Origin of the sequence: Bradyrhizobium sp. I1.14.4 (genome assembly GCF_050435825.1) — a bacterium.
Classification (GTDB): Bacteria; Pseudomonadota; Alphaproteobacteria; order Rhizobiales; family Xanthobacteraceae; genus Bradyrhizobium.
The window spans coordinates 1-16,007 of the sequence record NZ_JBNDLA010000054.1; the positions used below are offsets into that span (position 1 = coordinate 1).

Genomic DNA, 16,007 nt, shown 5'->3' on the forward strand with positions numbered 1-16,007 from the left:
TTCGTCTGGACCAAGAAAAAGGTCCGCCAACGCCGCTTCAAAGGCCGCCGTATCACTCAGCTCTGATTCCGGGTACTAAAGCGGATTCCGGTCATATTGAAGCATAGCCTGCATGCCTGAAATAGTTGGCGCATTCGCGCGGACTAAGTTGGGGGATGAAGGAGCGAATTGCTCGGGTGAGGCGCGGAACGGTTCGGGCCGCGACCTTGCGGAGGAACGCCTTGAATTTGCTGTAAGGCAGTTCGATTGGATTGAGGTCGGGCGAGTATTTCGGCAGGTAGCGCAGCGTCGCATGTGCGTTCTCAATCGCTTGCCGAATGGCGGGCCCCATATGGACGCGGCAGTTATCCATCACGACGATGTCGTTGCGACGTAGCATAGGAACCAAACACTGCTCGATGTAGGCGCAGAATAGTTCTCCCGTCATGGCACCTTCGACCACCATTGGCGCGGTCATTTTATTGTGGCGCAAGGCCGCCACGAAGGTGATCGTCTTCCACGATCCAAGTGGCACGGTGCCGATCACCCTGGCGCCTCTCGGAGCACGCCCCCAGACCCGCGCCAAGTTTGTGCTGACCGCGGTCTCGTCGATAAACACCAGCCGGGTGGAATCAAGCATACCTTGCTCTCGGATCCAGCGTCGGCGTGCTCGCGCCACATCCGCTCGCTGCCGTTCGGCAGCTTGCAGGCTTTTTTTTAAGCGTGATTTCGTGGCGATCGAGAAAACGCCAGAGCGAGCTACGGCTGGTGCGGATCCGTCGCTTGCGCAGCTCTGTGACGGTCTCCACCAACGTCAGGTCTGGCTGTTGGGCGATCAGATCGAGTATCTGCTCCGCAACCGCCTCCAGCGGAGAAACGCTTCCTCCACGCGGCTTCGGCGCAGCGCTCCTGCTTTCGTGCCAGCGCTGCACCCACTTTATCGCCGAACTCACGCTCACCTCGAAACGTTCAGCCGTCTCGCGCCGTGATGCACCGCTTTCAACAGCTTCGATTACGCGTTCCCGTAGATCACCAGAATAGGACCTCGGCATCGCCCACCCCCGCAAAGGAGAATCAATGGACCAAGATTCGCTCATTCCTAACCCTTTGGGAATCCCGCCGATTCAAATCAGGCGGGAACCGCTATAGTATGTAATCGTGAACATATCTCGCGCTACTGTGAGCTCTGTGGCGCCTGGGCGGCGCGACTGTCGCCAACTCTGCGACAGAGCCACGTCGCTGGCGAGCGCATGTTCGTTGATTACGCCGGCACGACGTGATGAATGGTTCGACCGGCGAGGTGTTGACAGCCCAGCTGTTCGTCGCCTCGCTCGGCGCGACGAGCTACACATATGTGGAGGCCACCTGGACGCAGGGCCTGTCCGACTGGATCGGCTCGCACACGCGCGCCTTTGCATTCATCGGCGGAGTTACGGCGATGGTGGTGTCCGACAATCTGCGCTCGGGCGTCACCAAGGCTTGCTTCTATGAGCTGACGGTCAATCGCACCTACGCCGAGATGGCAGCTCACTACAACACCGCCATTGTCCCGGCGCGGCCGCGGCGCCCAAAAGATAAAGCTAAGGTAGAAGTTGCGGTGCAAGTCGCGACTCGCTTCATCGTCGCGAAGCTGCGCAACCGGCAGTTCTTCTCGCTCTCCGCATTGAACGTGGCCATTGCCGAGCTTGTCGCGCAGCTCAACAACCGCGTGTCGCGCCATCTCGGTGCGAGCCGCCGCGCGTTGTTCGACGAGATCGAGCGCTCGGCGCTCAAGCCGCCGCCGGCGAGCCCTACGTCTTTGCCGAATGGAAGGAATGCAGGGTCGGCTCGACTACCACGTCGAGATCGAGAAGCACTAGTTATCCTTCACCCGGTCTTCGCCAATGCATCGTCGGGGCTCTAGTGTCACGTCCCGCTGGACGTTTAACGGAGGCGGAACAAGGCCAGGCATGAAGATCATTGCGTGGGTATTGCCTCATCACACAGATCACGTTAGCGCCCCCCTCTCACTTACGCGGCGGAGGTGATAATCGGCATCGCCAAATGCGCACTCGATCATGGTAAGCCGCTTGAAATAGTGGCCGATCTTGGCCTCCATCGTCATGCCGATGCCGCCGTGCAGCTGAATGGATTGCTGGCCGATGAATTTTCCGCTCCTCCCAATCTGCACTTTCGCCGCGGCGACCGCTTTCGCGCGCTCGGCGGCATCATCGAAATTCGCGGCCATGGTGGCGAAGATCGACATCGAGCGCGCCTGCTCCAGCGCCACGAACATGTCGGCGCAGCGGTGCTGTAGGCTCTGGAACGAGCCGATCGGCACACCAAACTGCTTTCGCGTCTTCATGTATTCGACCGTTGTCTTCAGCGATTCGTCCATCAGACCGACCGCTTCCGCGCAGAGCGCGGTGCGGGCGTCGTCGACCACACGCTCGATCAGCGGCAACGCGTTCTCGGGATCGCCTATTGCAGCGTCGCTGCCCACCTCGACGCCGGTGAAGGTGATGTCGGCGGCATGCAGGCCGTCCTGGGTCGGATAGGTCTTCTTGGAGATGCCTTTGGCGTTGGCGGGCACCAGGAACACGCCGACACCGCGTCTATCGCGCTGCGCGCCTCTGGTGCGCACGGTGACAATCAGCGCATCCGTGTTCTCGCCGTTGATGACGACGAACTTTTCGCCGTCTATGATCCAACCCTCGCCCTTCTTTTTCGCGGAGGTGGTGATGTCGCTCAAATCATAGCGCGAGTACTTCTCAAGCTGGGCGAACGCAAAAGTCTCGCGGCCGTCGATGATCAAGCGAATATGCGCGGCCTTCTGCGCGGCTGAGCCGCCATGGCGCAGGAAGCCGCCGCCGACCACAACAGTCGACAGATAAGGCTCGAGCACTAGCGCGCGGCCCAACGCCTCCATCAAGATCATCGTCTCGACCGCGCCCGCGCCAAAGCCGCCATCGCCTTCCGCAAACGGCAGACCGAGCAGGCCCTGCGCGGCAAGGCAGCTCCAGATCGCTCTGCTCCAGCCGCCCTTTTCCTTCCTGTATTTCTTGCGCTGCTCGAAATCATAGGCATCGGTCAATAGTTTATCCACGCTTTCCTTGAGAAGCCGCTGCTCCTCGGATAACTCGAAGTTCATTCTCTTCAGTTTCCCTGACGCCAAGTCTGATCTTCCTCCACTTGGAGGAGACGAGTTAGAGCCCCAACACCGCCTTCGTAATGATATTGCGCTGGATCTCGTCGGAGCCACCGTAGATCGAGACCTTACGGTTGTTGAAGTAGCTCGGCGCGATCTGTGCGGTCCAGTCCATCGCTTCGTGCGAAGAAGCGGGATGTTCGTCATAAGGCGCAGCGAACGGTCCGATCACGTCCATCAAGAGTTCGGTCGTGGTCTGCTGGATCTCCGAGCCCTTGATCTTGAGCATAGAAGACGCCGGATCGGGCTTACCCTTACCATGCTTGCCTTCATCCGCGATAACGCGCAGCTGCGTGAGCTCCAGTGCCTTAAGCTCGATCTCGCAGGCGGCGAGCTTCTTCCGGAACCCGGGATCCTCAATCACCGGCCGACCGCAGGCCTCGACCTTCGAGGCCAGTTCCTTGATGCGGCGGATGCGCTCCTTGGAGACGCCGACGCGCGCAATGCCTGTGCGCTCATTGCCGAGCAGGAATTTTGCGTAGTCCCAACCCTTGTTCTCTTCGCCGACGAGATTTTGCACGGGCACCTCGACGTCGTCAAAGAATACCTCGTTGATCTCATAGCCTCCGTCGATGGTCTGGATCGGGCGCACCGTGATGCCCTTGCTCTTCATATCGACCAAGATGAAGGAGATTCCGGATTGTTTCCTGCTGGTTGGATCGGTGCGGCAGAGGCAGAAGATCATATCGGCATATTGGGCCAGCGTGGTCCAGGTCTTCTGCCCGTTAATAATCCACTTGTCGCCCTTGCGCTCGGCCTTCGTTTTCAGCGATGCAAGGTCGGAGCCTGAGCCCGGTTCCGAAAAGCCCTGGCACCACCAGTCGTCGATGTTTGCGATGCGCGGCAGATAGTATTTCTTTTGCGCTTCGTCGCCGAAGGTGTAGAGGACTGGGCCGACCATGCTCACGCCGAAGGCGAGTGGCGTCGGCACTGGATACATCTGCAGCTCCTCCTTGAAGATGTAGTGCTGCACCGAATTCCAGCCTGTGCCGCCGTATTTCTTGGGCCAGTGGCTAACGCTCCAGCCCTTCTTGTTGAGGATACGCCACCAGGTGACCATCTCCTCCTTCGAGATATCACGGCCTTCGATCATCTTGCGCCGCATCTCCGGAGGCACGTTGTCGCGCAGAAATTGCCGCACTTCCTGTCGGAACGCTTGCTCTTTTTTTGTAGATGCAAGATCCATCGGATCCTCCTTTGAGCGAATTTGCGAATCATCGAGATCCTCATTCTCGTCGCGCGCGCGCAATCGGTAGCGAGGACAACCGGCTACTTCTCTTCATGGACGCCAATCCGAGTGGGGCATCACGTCGGGCCGAACTGAAAATCGTAGCGGCCGGAGCTGGACAAGAGCAAAGGATGCCACTACTTTTCCAGCGTCTTTCCGGGGTAATGCGAGGCATCAAACCCCGGTGGACCAGCAAGATAATGTGCCCGTCACGACCAGTGCCGCGACCGTAGTAGAAGAGTTCGACTTCTCGATCTACCATGCTTGCCGTAAAGTACCTTGTCTAAAGGCATGTCGCTCTCCATCACGCGATTGTCGAAGATTGCGCGGCTATTCCCGCGCGCTCGTTTCTCTTTCGGAAATGGCATCCCGGTTCGAGTGAGCGAGAGCATCGCTCGTCTTGCGGTCTGGACGCATTCGGCCCTCGGCTACACTCAGCGTTGCCGCCTGCAATGGTCGTGCCACCGGCGTTCAAGCGCTCTGATTCGCTACGAAAAACGTTCGCAAGCCGCAACAGCTGCCAGTGCTTGAATCACAGCGCTACGCGCCTGTCAGAAACTGGACAAGGATCAGCGTTCGTTTGCGCGCGAACGGGCCTTAGTTGGGATTCTCGCGACAGCTGTGGGCATCTGGCCAGGACAAGCAACCGACGGAGCCACAGGGTGTGTGCCGGATCGCCTAGGATCGCACCCGCCGTTCAGCATCCACATGAGCGAGGGCCTGCGTGCTCGACATGGACAGCCGTTTTGGTGGGAACTTAAACCCTTGATCCGGTTGAAGAAGCGGATGAACTCCTGATGCCGATGCTTCTGCATGCAGCGTCTGATGACCTTGTACCATTGCGCTTGTAGTTGTGTATCATGGTGGGGTGCGCCCCTTTCTGGGGCAGACCGGTGCGATCAAGCGCCTGGATTTGGCTCTTCTAGTCTCGATCGAGAGCACGATAGCATGCTCGGGTGGATTGACATAAAGCCCCATCACGTCATGCAGCTTCTCCAACAAAGTTAGGTCCTTCGTCAGCTTGAACGGCTGGACGCGAGGCCGCTGCAGCCCGTGCGCTCGCCAGATGCGCTGCGCTGGCGCTGATGCCGGCTTCCTTTGCCATCATGATGGCGGTCCAGTGCATGGCCTCCCTCTCCGGGCCGATCGGTTTGAGTGAGAGCCGCCAAGTCTGCTCCGAGCGGCGTAATACGCGAGGGACGCGTCTTGTCGCGCAGCAGGCCCCCGGAGTCCTGTTTCATAAAGCGTTCCTGCCAGTGCCAGAAATAGGCCTGGGACTTACCGGTCCGGTGCATGATCTCATTGGTGCGGAGCCGTCAGCGCTCGACAAGACAATCTCAGCCCGGCAGACCTACTTCTGCGATCCCGCACAAGCGCCTCCAGACGAAAACGATCCGAATGACCATGATAAGGAATTCCCGTTCGCATACCTCCACACTCGCATGCAATCGCGCCTGGAAGCTCAGGGGATTCAGAGTCAGATTTAATCCACTAGGTCACCGCGTGGAGCGCGCATAGGCACGCCTCAGAACATGCCAACGACTGGCAGTCGGCACGCAATGCCGGGACGGCTACTTCTCACATGACAGTTGCATTATCGGTGGTGGTTAGAAAGTACGATGCTGCAATGCCTGAATGCCCTGGAATGACTGCCGCGGCCAAACGATCGTCGATCTGGGTGTGGTCACGGCACGCGCTTCCGCGCACGTGAAGGCTCAGCTTCGCTCGCGCACCGAGCCCTCCTGGGCGACGGAGGCCACCAGCGTGCCGTCGGGCTTGAAGATCAACCCGCGGGCAAAGCCGCGTCCGCCTTGTGCGCTCGGCGAATCTTTGGCGTAAAGCAGCCAGTCGTCTGCCCGGAACGGGCGGTGAAACCACATTGCGTGGTCGAGGCTCGCCGACATCATGCGCCCGTCGAACAGCGTGCGGCCATAGCGCGCCATCACGGCATCGAGCAGCGACACATCCGAGGCATAGGCCAGCGCGCACATATGCAGCACCGGATAGTCGGGCAGTTTCGTAGCCGTCCTGATCCAGATATGAATGCAGCCATCGTCAATCTTCTGACCGACATAACGGCCGATCTCGACCGGGCGCAATTCAATCGGACGATCGGGGTCATAGTAGCGGCGGATGCCTTCCGGCATATCGGGAAACATCGGCTGCTTGGATAATTCCTCGGCGGTGAGCTTTTCCGGTGGCGGCACGCCCGGCATCTTCTCCTGGTGGTCAAAGGCGCCCTCCTCCTCGACGTGAAACGACACCATGATCGAGAAGATCGCGTTGCCACGCTGGATCGCGGTGACGCGCCGGATCGAGTAGCTCCTGCCGTCGCGCACGGGTTCGACCTTATAAATGATGGGCAGCTGCGGGTCGCCGCGCTGAATGAAATAGCCATGCAGCGAATGCGCCATCCGGCCCTCAACTGTGCGGGATGCCGCTACCATCGACTGTGCAATCACCTGGCCGCCGAACACCCGTTGCAAGCCGGGGTTCGGACTGCTGCCGCGAAATAGGTTTACCCCGATCTGCTCGAGATCAAGGATGGCCAGCAGATCGATCAGGCGTTTGGACATTGACGTGCTTTCGGCTTCTTCGGAGTTATGCCCCTGCAGGCCACAGCCATAGGTCCTAATGTCTCGAGATTCCGGTTCGGCTCTTTCGAGCGGCCCCCGGGACGACGGCATCGACCCTTAGCCTTACTTTCGTGCACCTGCTTGATCACTCGACGTTCAATGATATTGATTTGGATAGTCGAGAGGCTTCATTTAACCTCATCGAGGACTGCGAGGCGGCCACGGTAGAGATAGTTGACCGCACCCTAGCAATGCGGCACCGCAACAAAGCTACGCGACACGCCGCGGCGGCGGCACTGCTACGCAGGACAACGATCGCATGAAACGACGACGGTCGCCTCTCGAGCTGAACGTTCCTTGACGGCGAATCCTTCAGAAGGATCATCGCATTTGTGCACACGTGAAAGCTCCGCGTCGCTCGCGCACGGACCCCTCCTGGACGACGGAGGCAACCAACGTGCCGTCGCGCTTAAAGATCAGCCCCCGCGTGAGGCCGCGCGCGCCCTGTGCGCTCGGCGAATCGTGCGCATAAAGCAGCCATTCGTCTGCGCGAAACGGGCGGTGAAACCACATCGCATGATCGAGGCTTGCGGGGATCACGCGCTTGTCGAACGGCGGGCGGCCATAACGTGCCATCACCGCGTCCATCAGCGAGTAATCGGAGGCATAGGCCAGCGCGCACATATGCAGCGCCGGATCCTGGGTTAGCTTCGCGGCGATCTTGATCCAGGTGTGAATCCGGCCGTCATCGAACTTCTGACCGAAATAACGGCCGAGCTCGACCGGGCGCAACTCGATTGCATAATAGCGGCGGATGAATTCCGGCGTTTCGCAAAAGATCGGCTGCTTGGGCAATTCCTCTGCTCGAAGCTTTTCCGGCGGCGGCACGGCGGGCATCTTGTCCTCGTGGTCGAACGCTCCCTCCTCGTCGACATGGAACGACACTATGATGGAGAAGATCGCGTTGCCGTGCTGGATTGCGGTGACGCGGCGGGTCGAATAGCTCTTGCCGTCGCGTAGCCGTTCGACCTGATAGATGATCGGCACCTGCGGATCGCCGGGTAAAATGAAATAGCAGTGCAACGAATGCGGTAGCCGGCCTTCCACCGTGCGGCACGCCGCAACCATCGCCTGCCCGATCACTTGGCCGCCGAACACCCGTTGGGAGCTGGGGTTCACACAGTTGCCGCGAAACAGGTTCACCTCGATCGGTTCGAGGTCGAGAATAGCAAGCAGATCGATCAGGTCTTTGAACATTGACATATGTCTTCGGTTCTTCGGTATCCGCCGGAGTATGGCACAGACATGAACTTGAACATCCTGAGATTCCGGGCTCGGGTCTTGCGAGGACGCCATTTGGTGGCGGATCCTTCGCCATCCCCCAGCAATCGGCGTGCCACATAGAACGCTGTGCAAGCTTTCCTTTGAAGGATGCAAATCCACGCGCTTTATGCCGCGCCAGTGGACTGCTTACACCTCAGTGTCGCGCTCGGGACATAGACGTCTTCAACCGGACACGGTTGAACGCGGCAAGGTACGTGATACGCCGACTAGCCGAACCTTTGGCGTGCCGCACAGCGGATCACCTCGAGCTATGTCCTGGACAACATGCTGAACGAGCAGCCGGAAGACGATAGTGCGACCCGACAGCCGCGGGCTGCTTGGTCGTGGACAGTGCGGCCGCTGTCTCGGCCAACGCCGCCTTAGGGGCGCGCTCGGAGCGGCCTACCTTGGCCATCACGATCGGCTTACCATTGTCGGCTGCGCGCTCGCAGGGCTGTGAGCAGGCCTTGATCAGTGCTAGCGGGCTCGAACAGCTCGCAGTAGTTGGCGTCACGGGTGTCCTCGCCACTGGCGAGGTAATCAGTCATCGATGAAATCTGCCAGTCGACCGTTGACCTTATTGCTGGTCGTGACGACGCGCCTGATTCCGGTGCCGTAGGCCACCAAACGACGCGAGCAGACTGGTGACAAGCATCCGCTCTCCATCACGGCACTGACGTCGTCGGCTTCTTGGTTGGGAATTGAGTCTGCAGGGCCATCGCGATTAGCCGGTTGGCCGCGTTCATCAGCCCAAAACAGCTCGGGCCGGCGGCTGGAATGCCCGTCCGTTGGTGTCCCGAGGTCAAGTGGAGGGGATCGATCCTGAAGCGATCTCGCTCGTCCACCCATGCCTTGCAGATAGCTTCATAGGGTGTGAGGCCGCTCAGGGTCTTAAGGCGTCTCGCGAAGTTGTAGGCGTCAAGGAAGACGGCGGGGTGATCTTCTAGCTGCCGGTGAGTCTCGTAGTGGTATCGCTGGGCGATTGCCTCCTTGAGCGTGCGGTTCATCCTCTCGACTTGGCCATTCGTCCAGGGGTGATTGGGCTTGGTCAGGCGATGCTCGATACCACGTCCCTGGCAGGCCCGGTCGAAGGGAGAGGCAGCAGCGTGTGCTTGCGGAAAGCGACGACCGTCGCCTCTTCCTCGGTCGAAAGCACGGTCGAGCGCACGGTCTTCGGCCCCATCGGCGCATCGTGGACGAAGGTGCGCTTACGCCACTTGGCGACGGTCTTCTGGTTGAGGCCGTGCTGGGCGGCTAGCTCTTTGAGCGGAGCCTTCGATTGCTGTATCGCCGCTCGGATGGCGTGCGTGGTCGTGGCGCTGCCATGGAGTATCTGACCCATAGGACCTCCCGGAATGAAGGATCAGCATGGTTGATTCCCCCACACTCCGGGACCCGACGCCTAGCTCACGCCAGTAAGAGCTTGGTATTCTTGCATGGTTGTTCTGTGTAGCCGCTGTAGGCAAAAATTGGTACTTTCCGCGTGCTTCCGTTGGCGCAAAACGCGTCCGGAAAGACTCAGCCCAGCACCGTCTGCCCATTCTTGGCGACGGTAACCTGGCGTCCTCGAACATAGCCTTCGAACGAAATCGAATTGCCATCCTTCCAGAGATTGACTGTGATGATCTCACCCGGGAACACTGGGGCCGAAAAGCGGACGCGATGACGACGGAAGGCTGAGGGATCGTAGTCGGCATACGTTTGCAACACGGCCCTGCAGGTCAGTCCATAGGTGCACAAGCCATGGAGAATCGGCCTGGGAAAATCGGCCCGACGCGCGAATTCCGGATCGCTATGCAAAGGATTTCGATCACCCGACAGACGGTAGATTAGCGCTTGGTTGGGTCGGGTCGGGATATCGACTGACTTGTCGGGCGTTCGGCGGGGTACCTGGTGCGGCCGGGGCATTCCCTCCGATGGTCCGCCAAAACCGCCGTCGCCCCTCGCAAAGGTCGAAGAAAGGATAGTGACGATCTTGTCATCTTCGCCATCCCTGACCACAATTTCGTTCTGAATGATCGCGCCTTTCTCCTTGCCCTTGTCGTACACGCCGCGTACGCGAGCGTTCGCGGTAACGCTGGCCACGACAGGGATCGGTTTGTGAAACGTGATGTCGCGTTCGCCATCAACGACCATGACGCGGTCAAGGTCGATAAATCCGGGGCGTGCCCCCCATACGCAAACCGAGGCAAAGGTCGGAACCACCTTCAGCAGCTTGGATGTTGCAAATGCCTCGTTGACAAATTGGAGTTCCCTTTCGTTCAAAGGGTCTGATCCCATGCCGATACCGAGCGCATAGAGCATCACCTCGCGATCGCCCCACGAATAAGGAGCTGCTTCGGTTTTGAGTTTGAGTACCGCTGGATAGTCGATTGGCATTCGGCCCTTTCCTTGTTGCTGTTTTCGTGAGCTGGACGCTTAAAAGCTCAAGTCCGCTGGTTTCATATTTCTTTTGCAGCTGTACCGAATCACAGAACAATGTTGCATTCCAAAGCGGTTGCCAAATATTGCGCAACGCGGCACATCGGTTCAAAGGAATGAGAGCATTCCTCCTGCGCATCTGCGTGCATTCGACCCTCAATCGGGATCGCGGGTTTCAAAAGCAATGGCTGTGCCAGTTCCGTCGGCGCGCATCAAGCGCCTGAGTAGTTTGTGGAAAGCCCTTCACGGCGCCCGAAGATGGCCGGGTCTTGATCTGACGGGCTTTGTGCCGCTGTCACTTTCGAGCAGAAGTGTAAGCTCGGGAGAGGCGATGGCATTATCTTAAGCCTTTCTTAACAATCCTGCCAAGGCGAAGGCCCCGATGTCGGAAACCCGACTAAAGCGACCCGGCTGTTTCGGACCGTGGAGCGGCTATGCACTTCATCGTCCGTCAGTGGTCGCACGCAAGGCCCGCGTCGTCGGAAACACCGCGCCGCCAAAGGCTTGGATCGTCTGGTTGATGATCTTGAGCGCCGTGCGGGGCGCCCCCACCTTGATCATGGAGATGTCAAGCTGAGCGGTCTTATTGCTGACCTTCCCATCATGTCTACGGCTTTCAGGCACAAGAGCCGGCTCATCTCGATGTCAATGCGCGCCTCTGCGATGCGCTACTCCCAAACCGAGTGCTCGACGATCTTCTTGCCGAAATCGAAACGCGAATTGAGCCGCTTGACCGTCTTCTCCAGCGCCTCTTCGGCCTTGCCGATGGTGCGCATGCAGTGATGGATGCGGCCCGAACCGGCCTTGCCGCGATCTCGAAACCTGCCCTCGCCCAGCAACAGGTTGCTCGCGGGAAGACGGACATTTTCAAGCAGCACCTCACCGTGACCGTGTGGCGCATCGTCATAGCCAAACACGGGGAGCGTTTTTTCGATCTTGATGCTGGGCATGTCTAAGGGCACCAGAATCTGCGACTGCTGCTGGTGCCGCCACGCCTTGAAATCGGTCTTGCCAATAACGATTGCAATCTTGCAGCGGGATCGCCAACGCCCGATGACTATCATTGCGTTCTACTTCCGGCTGTGGTCATTGAATCCGGCGCCCCTTGCGGGCCCTCCTGCGCTACGGCAAGTTGACCATCGCATCGAGCTCGCTGGAACGATTCCTCAAGCTTGAAGGACGACATGTCGAAACGCGCCCCATCAAGGGCACGATCGCGCGCTCCGCCGATGATAAGGAAGATCAGCGCCGCGCCAAAACCCTCCTTGCGTCCGAAAAGGACCGGTGTCGAGAACATCATGATCGTCGACCTCCCTGTGATCTGTCACGCGTATGCACTGCACATTCGGTCGAGGTTCCAGCGCTCTGCGGCCTTGAATCCTATGCCTCAGTGCACCACCTCGTATCGATCGTTAGGGACGAACTTGCAGACGACCAAGACGCCGTTACCCTCCTTCGAGCTTGTGGCGGCTCCGTTACCGGCGCGCCAAAGGTGCGAATCGATGAAGATCATTGCGGAAATCGAGCGTATGGTGCGGGAGGCCTATTGCGGGGCAATCGGCTTGAATGGGCAGATGGACACAAACATTGCGATCCGCATCGTGACGATCGATGACGATCTTGCCGTGTTTCATGCAAGTAGCGAGCGCCGCCAGCGGCATCCATGTCAACCCGACCGATGCAACTGATTCCGTCGCCAGGAACGCGGCATTGAAGTCTGCTGCACGGTAGACCTCCGCTATTAGCGGGCCCGAGCTCACCATACGGATAGCCAACGAGGGCGCACCGGCAAGATCTAACAAAAGTTCGTCAACGCATGAGCGTGGAAGAATCCGCATAGTGGTCGATCGTCAGCGCCGGAATGGTGATCAGGCGCAGGTTGAAAATTGCGAATAGTAGTAGGATCACTGGCAAAATACAGCCGAACCCGAGCATATTGTGTCAGTCCGATGATCATCGGAACCAGCGTGGTCAGGATTTAGTCCAAATTTCAGATTAATCCGCGCATAGAACAAATGCGGACTGAGACGAGGCATAAGCGCTCGAGACTAGTTTGTAACAACAGCATGCCTTTTGCTCGAGAGATTCGCGGTCGTCGATCTGTAAGACGCCGCGCATCTTGCGAATTACCCCTAGTTCTTCGAATCGAATTAGCGTCTCCGTAACCCCGGCGCGGCGCAATCCCAAGACGGAGGAAAGGTAGTCGTGAGTAACTGGCAGCACGCGAGCGTCAACGGCGTCACTCGCTAGACACAGCCAGCTTGCGAGCCGCTGCTCGCGATCGTGCCGAACTCCGCACAATCCTGTCTGGACACACTGAAATGTCAGGGCCTGAAGGTACTCAAAGAGACGCTCACGGATGCCCAACCGCTCCTTCATCACCCGACGCAAATCTTCGACCCGAATCCTGTGGGCGCTTCCGGGAAAAAGCACCACAGATTGATGGATCGAAAAATGTCCTCCCCACAAGAACGAAGCGCCGACGACACCCCGGTATCCTATGACCGCCGTTTCAAGCATGCTTCCCGCCGCGACAATCCTTAGCGAGACGAGGCCCGATTCCATAAAATAGACGTGTTCAACAGGTCTTTTCGGCTCCTGTAGAACCATACGTTCTTTCAGAATGATCGGCTCAAGGTATTCCCCTATTGCGGCGAGGTCTTGCAGAGAAATTCTTGCCAGAATCGTATTCTTGACAAAGGACTGCTTCTTGGAACGCACCGTAAGGGGGCAGTGAAGCATTGGTTGTGTGGCGGACACCCGCTTAAGAGCTACGTCTCCAGAACAGTCAAGCGCCTCGAGGGCGGTGGGCACGTGATCGGTCACTGTTCCTCTCCTAACATGCGGCTTTTGGTGCCCACCTCGCGACGAAGACTTGATTGTGACTTTAACACCCGCCCTCATGTCATTTGATGCAACGAGCGCGGTGCCAACGCTCAAATATTGCGCCAAGAGGCCATTCTGCAACGGATTTCAACCAATCCTCTCAATCGGCTCCCAAATTAGGCCGAATGATAAGCGGAAGCTGGACCTGCAACGTAGGTCCGGCATTTTCGCAACGAACTCAACTGCCCGCCTTTGACCGCTCGTCTAGGCTGACTGAGTCCCAAAACCGCAGGCTTTAGCCGGCCAGAATCGGCGATGGTGGAAGCATGGACCATCAGGCGATGAGGCCGACATGGCAACAAGAACGGCGAGATGCGATTTGCGGCTATTTGTGAGGGCTTGCAAGCGTCAGACGCCTCGATGCGTTGTTCGATCGAGTGCGCCATCAACGGCCGCGGCGCCGACGAGCGGCGCCGTGCGCCAGGAAAAGAGCAAGCCGCTTCTCGAGGACATGCACGTCTGGTTGCTGCGTGAGCGCGAAACCTCTCGCGCTCCTCCGAGGCCCTGAAGCCGATCAACTACATGCTCAGGCGCTGGGACCACTTCGCCCGATTCCTCGACGATGGCAGGATCTGCTTGACCAACAATTGTGTTGAGCGCGCATTGGGAAGGCGCAACTGCACCTTCGCCGGCAGCCAGCGTGGCGCCGACCGTGCCGCCATCATGCTGACGATGATCACGACCTGTCGCCTCAACGACGTCGATAGGGTCGAGGGCTGGCGCGCCGCACGGCCATGCATTCGTGGCAATGCACGTTTCCAGCCCCCTCCGCCTCGCACGCAGTATGCAGATTTCGCGCTTGCGCGCCCCCATTTACCTCAGTTCAAGGGTAACCGGTATGAGCTCCCACGTCTGCGGTGATCAGCGCGCGCGAGCGTCGCGGGTCGGCATCCAGTACTGGCGCATGGCCTCGACGACGTCCGGAATGTCGGTATGGGCGTTGCGCAGGAATTCTTCGGTCTCGCGGCCTTTTCGTGGTGGTCCAAGCAGTGGACGCCCTTGATCGTCGACGCAATGCAGCAGGGTGGGCAGGAGCAAGCCGTGGTGTACGTTGCTGATGTCGAGCAACGGGGCCCAAGCCGATACTCTCAGCCGCATGGCGGCATGGAATCCCTGGCACCACGGCCGCGCGTCAACGTCGCCATTCGGCTTGCGGCCATGGATCGGCGCGAACCGATGTGGTGCGGTGGAAAGAACGTTACTGATGTCGTTGTGGCGCAGCGCGACGGCCGAAATCGCGGCGAACTCCGGCGTGCCGCCATGGTTGAATGCGTCGGCGTCGATGGCGAGTAGCGGACAGATCCAGTCGAGCGGGCTCATCGACAACGGCCCGGCCACGATCGCGGCGACATAGCCGTCGAGCATGGGAAGACTCGTGGCGACGGGATGCTGCCCGGCGCGAGCCTGCCGCCAAGGCTCCAGCTCGTCGAGCGGCATCGCGGCTGCCGCCATCGATGATGAAGATGATGATGAACGGCGGCGGCGGCTCATGCGGCCACTCGTGCGCTGAACTCGCGGGCCGCCTTCCAGTTCCAGGCGAGCAGTTCGTGCAGCTGATGACTCTTGGTCTGACCGGAGACCATGCGCTCCAGCACGCCGGTGAGATAGGCCTGCGGATCGAGTTCGTGGAGTTTTGCGGTGTTCACAATCGACCCCAGGATCGCCCAGCTCTCAGCGCCGCCTTCGCTGCCGCTGAACAATGAGTTGCGTCTTCCTATCGCAATCGGGCGCATGGAACGCTCGACCGTATTGCTGTCGACCTCGACGCGGCCGTCGTTGAGGAACAGCGTCAGTCCGGCATAGTGATTGAGCGAGTAGTTGATGGCCTCCGCCAGCTTCGACTGGGAGAAGAGCTGGCCAACCATTGTGGTCAATCGTGCCTTGAACGCCGCCATCAACGGTGCGGTCCTAGCGCGGCGGACGGCGAGCCGCTGCTCGGCGCTCGAGCCGCGGATCTCGGCCTCGATCGCATAGACCGCCTGCAGGCGTTCGATCACCTCGCGCGCGAACGGCGACTGCGTCGTCCTGAACACCTCGACCAACTTACGCCGGGCATGAGCAAGACAAAAGGCGAGCTGGATCTCGCCACCATGATCGCGGGCGAGCGCCTTGTAGGCGGCCATAACTATCCACCTGCAGAATGCCGGAAAAGCCCGTCAACCGTCCGGCGATCTCCGCCGTGCAGCGGCCGGCCGCGAACACGTAGGCAACCCGGCGGCGAGGGCCCGCCCCATGGTCGGTCATCCATCGCATGCGCCCAGAACTGGCAGATGCGGGTGCGATGTCGTCCGGGGTCGAGCACCGGCATCGGCGGGTGAGTAGGCCGGGGGATTTTCACTCCCGGCCTCTCGCAGAACGGTGCGTGAACCTCTCGATTCACACCGCTCCCGTCAGGTGAACGTGGTCG

11 protein-coding genes and 5 pseudogenes are annotated in these 16,007 nt (G+C 59.4%); 4 read left to right on the plus strand and 12 right to left on the minus strand.

Translation table 11 applies throughout. The annotated features are described in order from the left end of the window. Nucleotides 1-91 precede the first annotated feature (91 nt). Nucleotides 92-658, minus strand: a complete 567-nt coding sequence (locus tag ABIB78_RS38080; RefSeq protein ID WP_429034190.1) for an IS630 family transposase — start codon at nt 656-658, stop codon at nt 92-94. Continuing rightward, the gene (locus ABIB78_RS38085; RefSeq protein WP_429034191.1) at nt 612-1,031 is read right to left on the minus strand and encodes an IS630 transposase-related protein; all 420 of its coding nucleotides are present in this window, start codon (nt 1,029-1,031) and stop codon (nt 612-614) included. The genes ABIB78_RS38080 and ABIB78_RS38085 overlap by 47 nt, the downstream gene beginning before the upstream one ends. A 227-nt stretch (nt 1,032-1,258) precedes the next feature. Here ABIB78_RS38085 and istA point away from each other — a divergent pair, with 227 nt between their 5' ends. Further along, complete coding sequence (istA, locus tag ABIB78_RS38090; protein WP_429034192.1) at nt 1,259-1,882, plus strand: IS21 family transposase; 624 nt, start codon at nt 1,259-1,261, stop codon at nt 1,880-1,882. Nucleotides 1,883-1,966: 84 nt separating this feature from the next. Here the strand turns inward: istA and pimD are convergent, their stop codons facing one another. The 7 genes and pseudogenes from pimD to ABIB78_RS38125 form a co-directional block, all read right to left on the minus strand. Then, nucleotides 1,967-3,109, minus strand: a complete 1,143-nt coding sequence (gene pimD, locus ABIB78_RS38095; protein WP_429034193.1) for a pimeloyl-CoA dehydrogenase small subunit — start codon at nt 3,107-3,109, stop codon at nt 1,967-1,969. Nucleotides 3,110-3,164: 55 nt separating this feature from the next. After that, a complete protein-coding gene (gene pimC, locus ABIB78_RS38100; protein ID WP_429034194.1) occupies nt 3,165-4,352 on the minus strand; it encodes a pimeloyl-CoA dehydrogenase large subunit in 1,188 nt (395 codons plus the stop codon). A 1,757-nt stretch (nt 4,353-6,109) separates the two neighbouring features. Further along, nucleotides 6,110-6,970, minus strand: coding sequence for an acyl-CoA thioesterase (locus tag ABIB78_RS38105; RefSeq protein ID WP_429034195.1), 861 nt, complete (start codon nt 6,968-6,970; stop codon nt 6,110-6,112). A 381-nt stretch (nt 6,971-7,351) separates the two neighbouring features. Then, the gene (locus tag ABIB78_RS38110; protein ID WP_429034200.1) at nt 7,352-8,227 is read right to left on the minus strand and encodes an acyl-CoA thioesterase; all 876 of its coding nucleotides are present in this window, start codon (nt 8,225-8,227) and stop codon (nt 7,352-7,354) included. Nucleotides 8,228-9,087: 860 nt separating this feature from the next. Next, nucleotides 9,088-9,635: pseudogene (locus ABIB78_RS38115) on the minus strand (integrase core domain-containing protein); the annotation flags it as partial. A gap of 176 nt (nt 9,636-9,811) precedes the next feature. After that, on the minus strand, nt 9,812-10,672 hold the full coding sequence (locus ABIB78_RS38120; RefSeq protein ID WP_429034196.1) for a MaoC/PaaZ C-terminal domain-containing protein: 861 nt from the start codon (nt 10,670-10,672) through the stop codon (nt 9,812-9,814). 496 nt (nt 10,673-11,168) lie between these two features. Further along, a pseudogene (locus ABIB78_RS38125) lies at nt 11,169-11,771 on the minus strand (acyl-CoA dehydrogenase family protein); the annotation flags it as partial. 75 nt (nt 11,772-11,846) lie between these two features. On the opposite strand from ABIB78_RS38125, the pseudogene ABIB78_RS38130 reads away from it, so the two are divergent. Continuing rightward, a pseudogene (locus tag ABIB78_RS38130) lies at nt 11,847-12,149 on the plus strand (chorismate-binding protein); the annotation flags it as partial. Between the two features lie 67 nt (nt 12,150-12,216). After that, entirely contained in the window at nt 12,217-12,402 is a 186-nt protein-coding gene (locus tag ABIB78_RS38135; RefSeq protein ID WP_429034197.1) for a chorismate-binding protein, read from the plus strand. Nucleotides 12,403-12,709: 307 nt separating this feature from the next. Here the strand turns inward: ABIB78_RS38135 and ABIB78_RS38140 are convergent, their stop codons facing one another. Then, nucleotides 12,710-13,540: a Crp/Fnr family transcriptional regulator gene (locus ABIB78_RS38140; RefSeq protein WP_429034198.1), complete on the minus strand. Its 831-nt coding sequence runs from the start codon at nt 13,538-13,540 to the stop codon at nt 12,710-12,712. A 398-nt stretch (nt 13,541-13,938) separates the two neighbouring features. Between ABIB78_RS38140 and ABIB78_RS38145 the strand changes: the two are divergent. Then, nucleotides 13,939-14,305: pseudogene (locus ABIB78_RS38145) on the plus strand (IS66 family transposase); the annotation flags it as partial. A 156-nt stretch (nt 14,306-14,461) separates the two neighbouring features. On the opposite strand, the gene ABIB78_RS38150 reads toward ABIB78_RS38145, so the two are convergent. Together ABIB78_RS38150 and tnpC are read right to left on the minus strand one after the other, a co-directional pair. Beyond that, complete coding sequence (locus ABIB78_RS38150) at nt 14,462-15,091, minus strand: UPF0149 family protein (RefSeq protein WP_429034199.1); 630 nt, start codon at nt 15,089-15,091, stop codon at nt 14,462-14,464. Continuing rightward, nucleotides 15,088-15,908 (minus strand): annotated as a pseudogene (tnpC, locus tag ABIB78_RS38155) (IS66 family transposase); the annotation flags it as partial. The pseudogene tnpC and the gene ABIB78_RS38150, both read right to left, overlap by 4 nt. Nucleotides 15,909-16,007 lie beyond the last annotated feature (99 nt).

Bases quoted from the DNA above. Each gene is read 5' to 3' on its own strand.
- istA (WP_429034192.1), top strand. From the start codon at position 1,259: ATGAATGGTTCGACCGGCGAGGTGTTGACAGCCCAGCTGTTCGTCGCC.
- ABIB78_RS38135 (WP_429034197.1), top strand. From the start codon at position 12,217: ATGAAGATCATTGCGGAAATCGAGCGTATGGTGCGGGAGGCCTATTGC.
- ABIB78_RS38110 (WP_429034200.1), bottom strand. From the start codon at position 8,227: ATGTTCAAAGACCTGATCGATCTGCTTGCTATTCTCGACCTCGAACCG.
- pimC (WP_429034194.1), bottom strand. From the start codon at position 4,352: ATGGATCTTGCATCTACAAAAAAAGAGCAAGCGTTCCGACAGGAAGTG.
- ABIB78_RS38120 (WP_429034196.1), bottom strand. From the start codon at position 10,672: ATGCCAATCGACTATCCAGCGGTACTCAAACTCAAAACCGAAGCAGCT.
- ABIB78_RS38085 (WP_429034191.1), bottom strand. From the start codon at position 1,031: ATGCCGAGGTCCTATTCTGGTGATCTACGGGAACGCGTAATCGAAGCT.
- pimD (WP_429034193.1), bottom strand. From the start codon at position 3,109: ATGAACTTCGAGTTATCCGAGGAGCAGCGGCTTCTCAAGGAAAGCGTG.
- ABIB78_RS38105 (WP_429034195.1), bottom strand. From the start codon at position 6,970: ATGTCCAAACGCCTGATCGATCTGCTGGCCATCCTTGATCTCGAGCAG.
- ABIB78_RS38150 (WP_429034199.1), bottom strand. From the start codon at position 15,091: ATGAGCCGCCGCCGCCGTTCATCATCATCTTCATCATCGATGGCGGCA.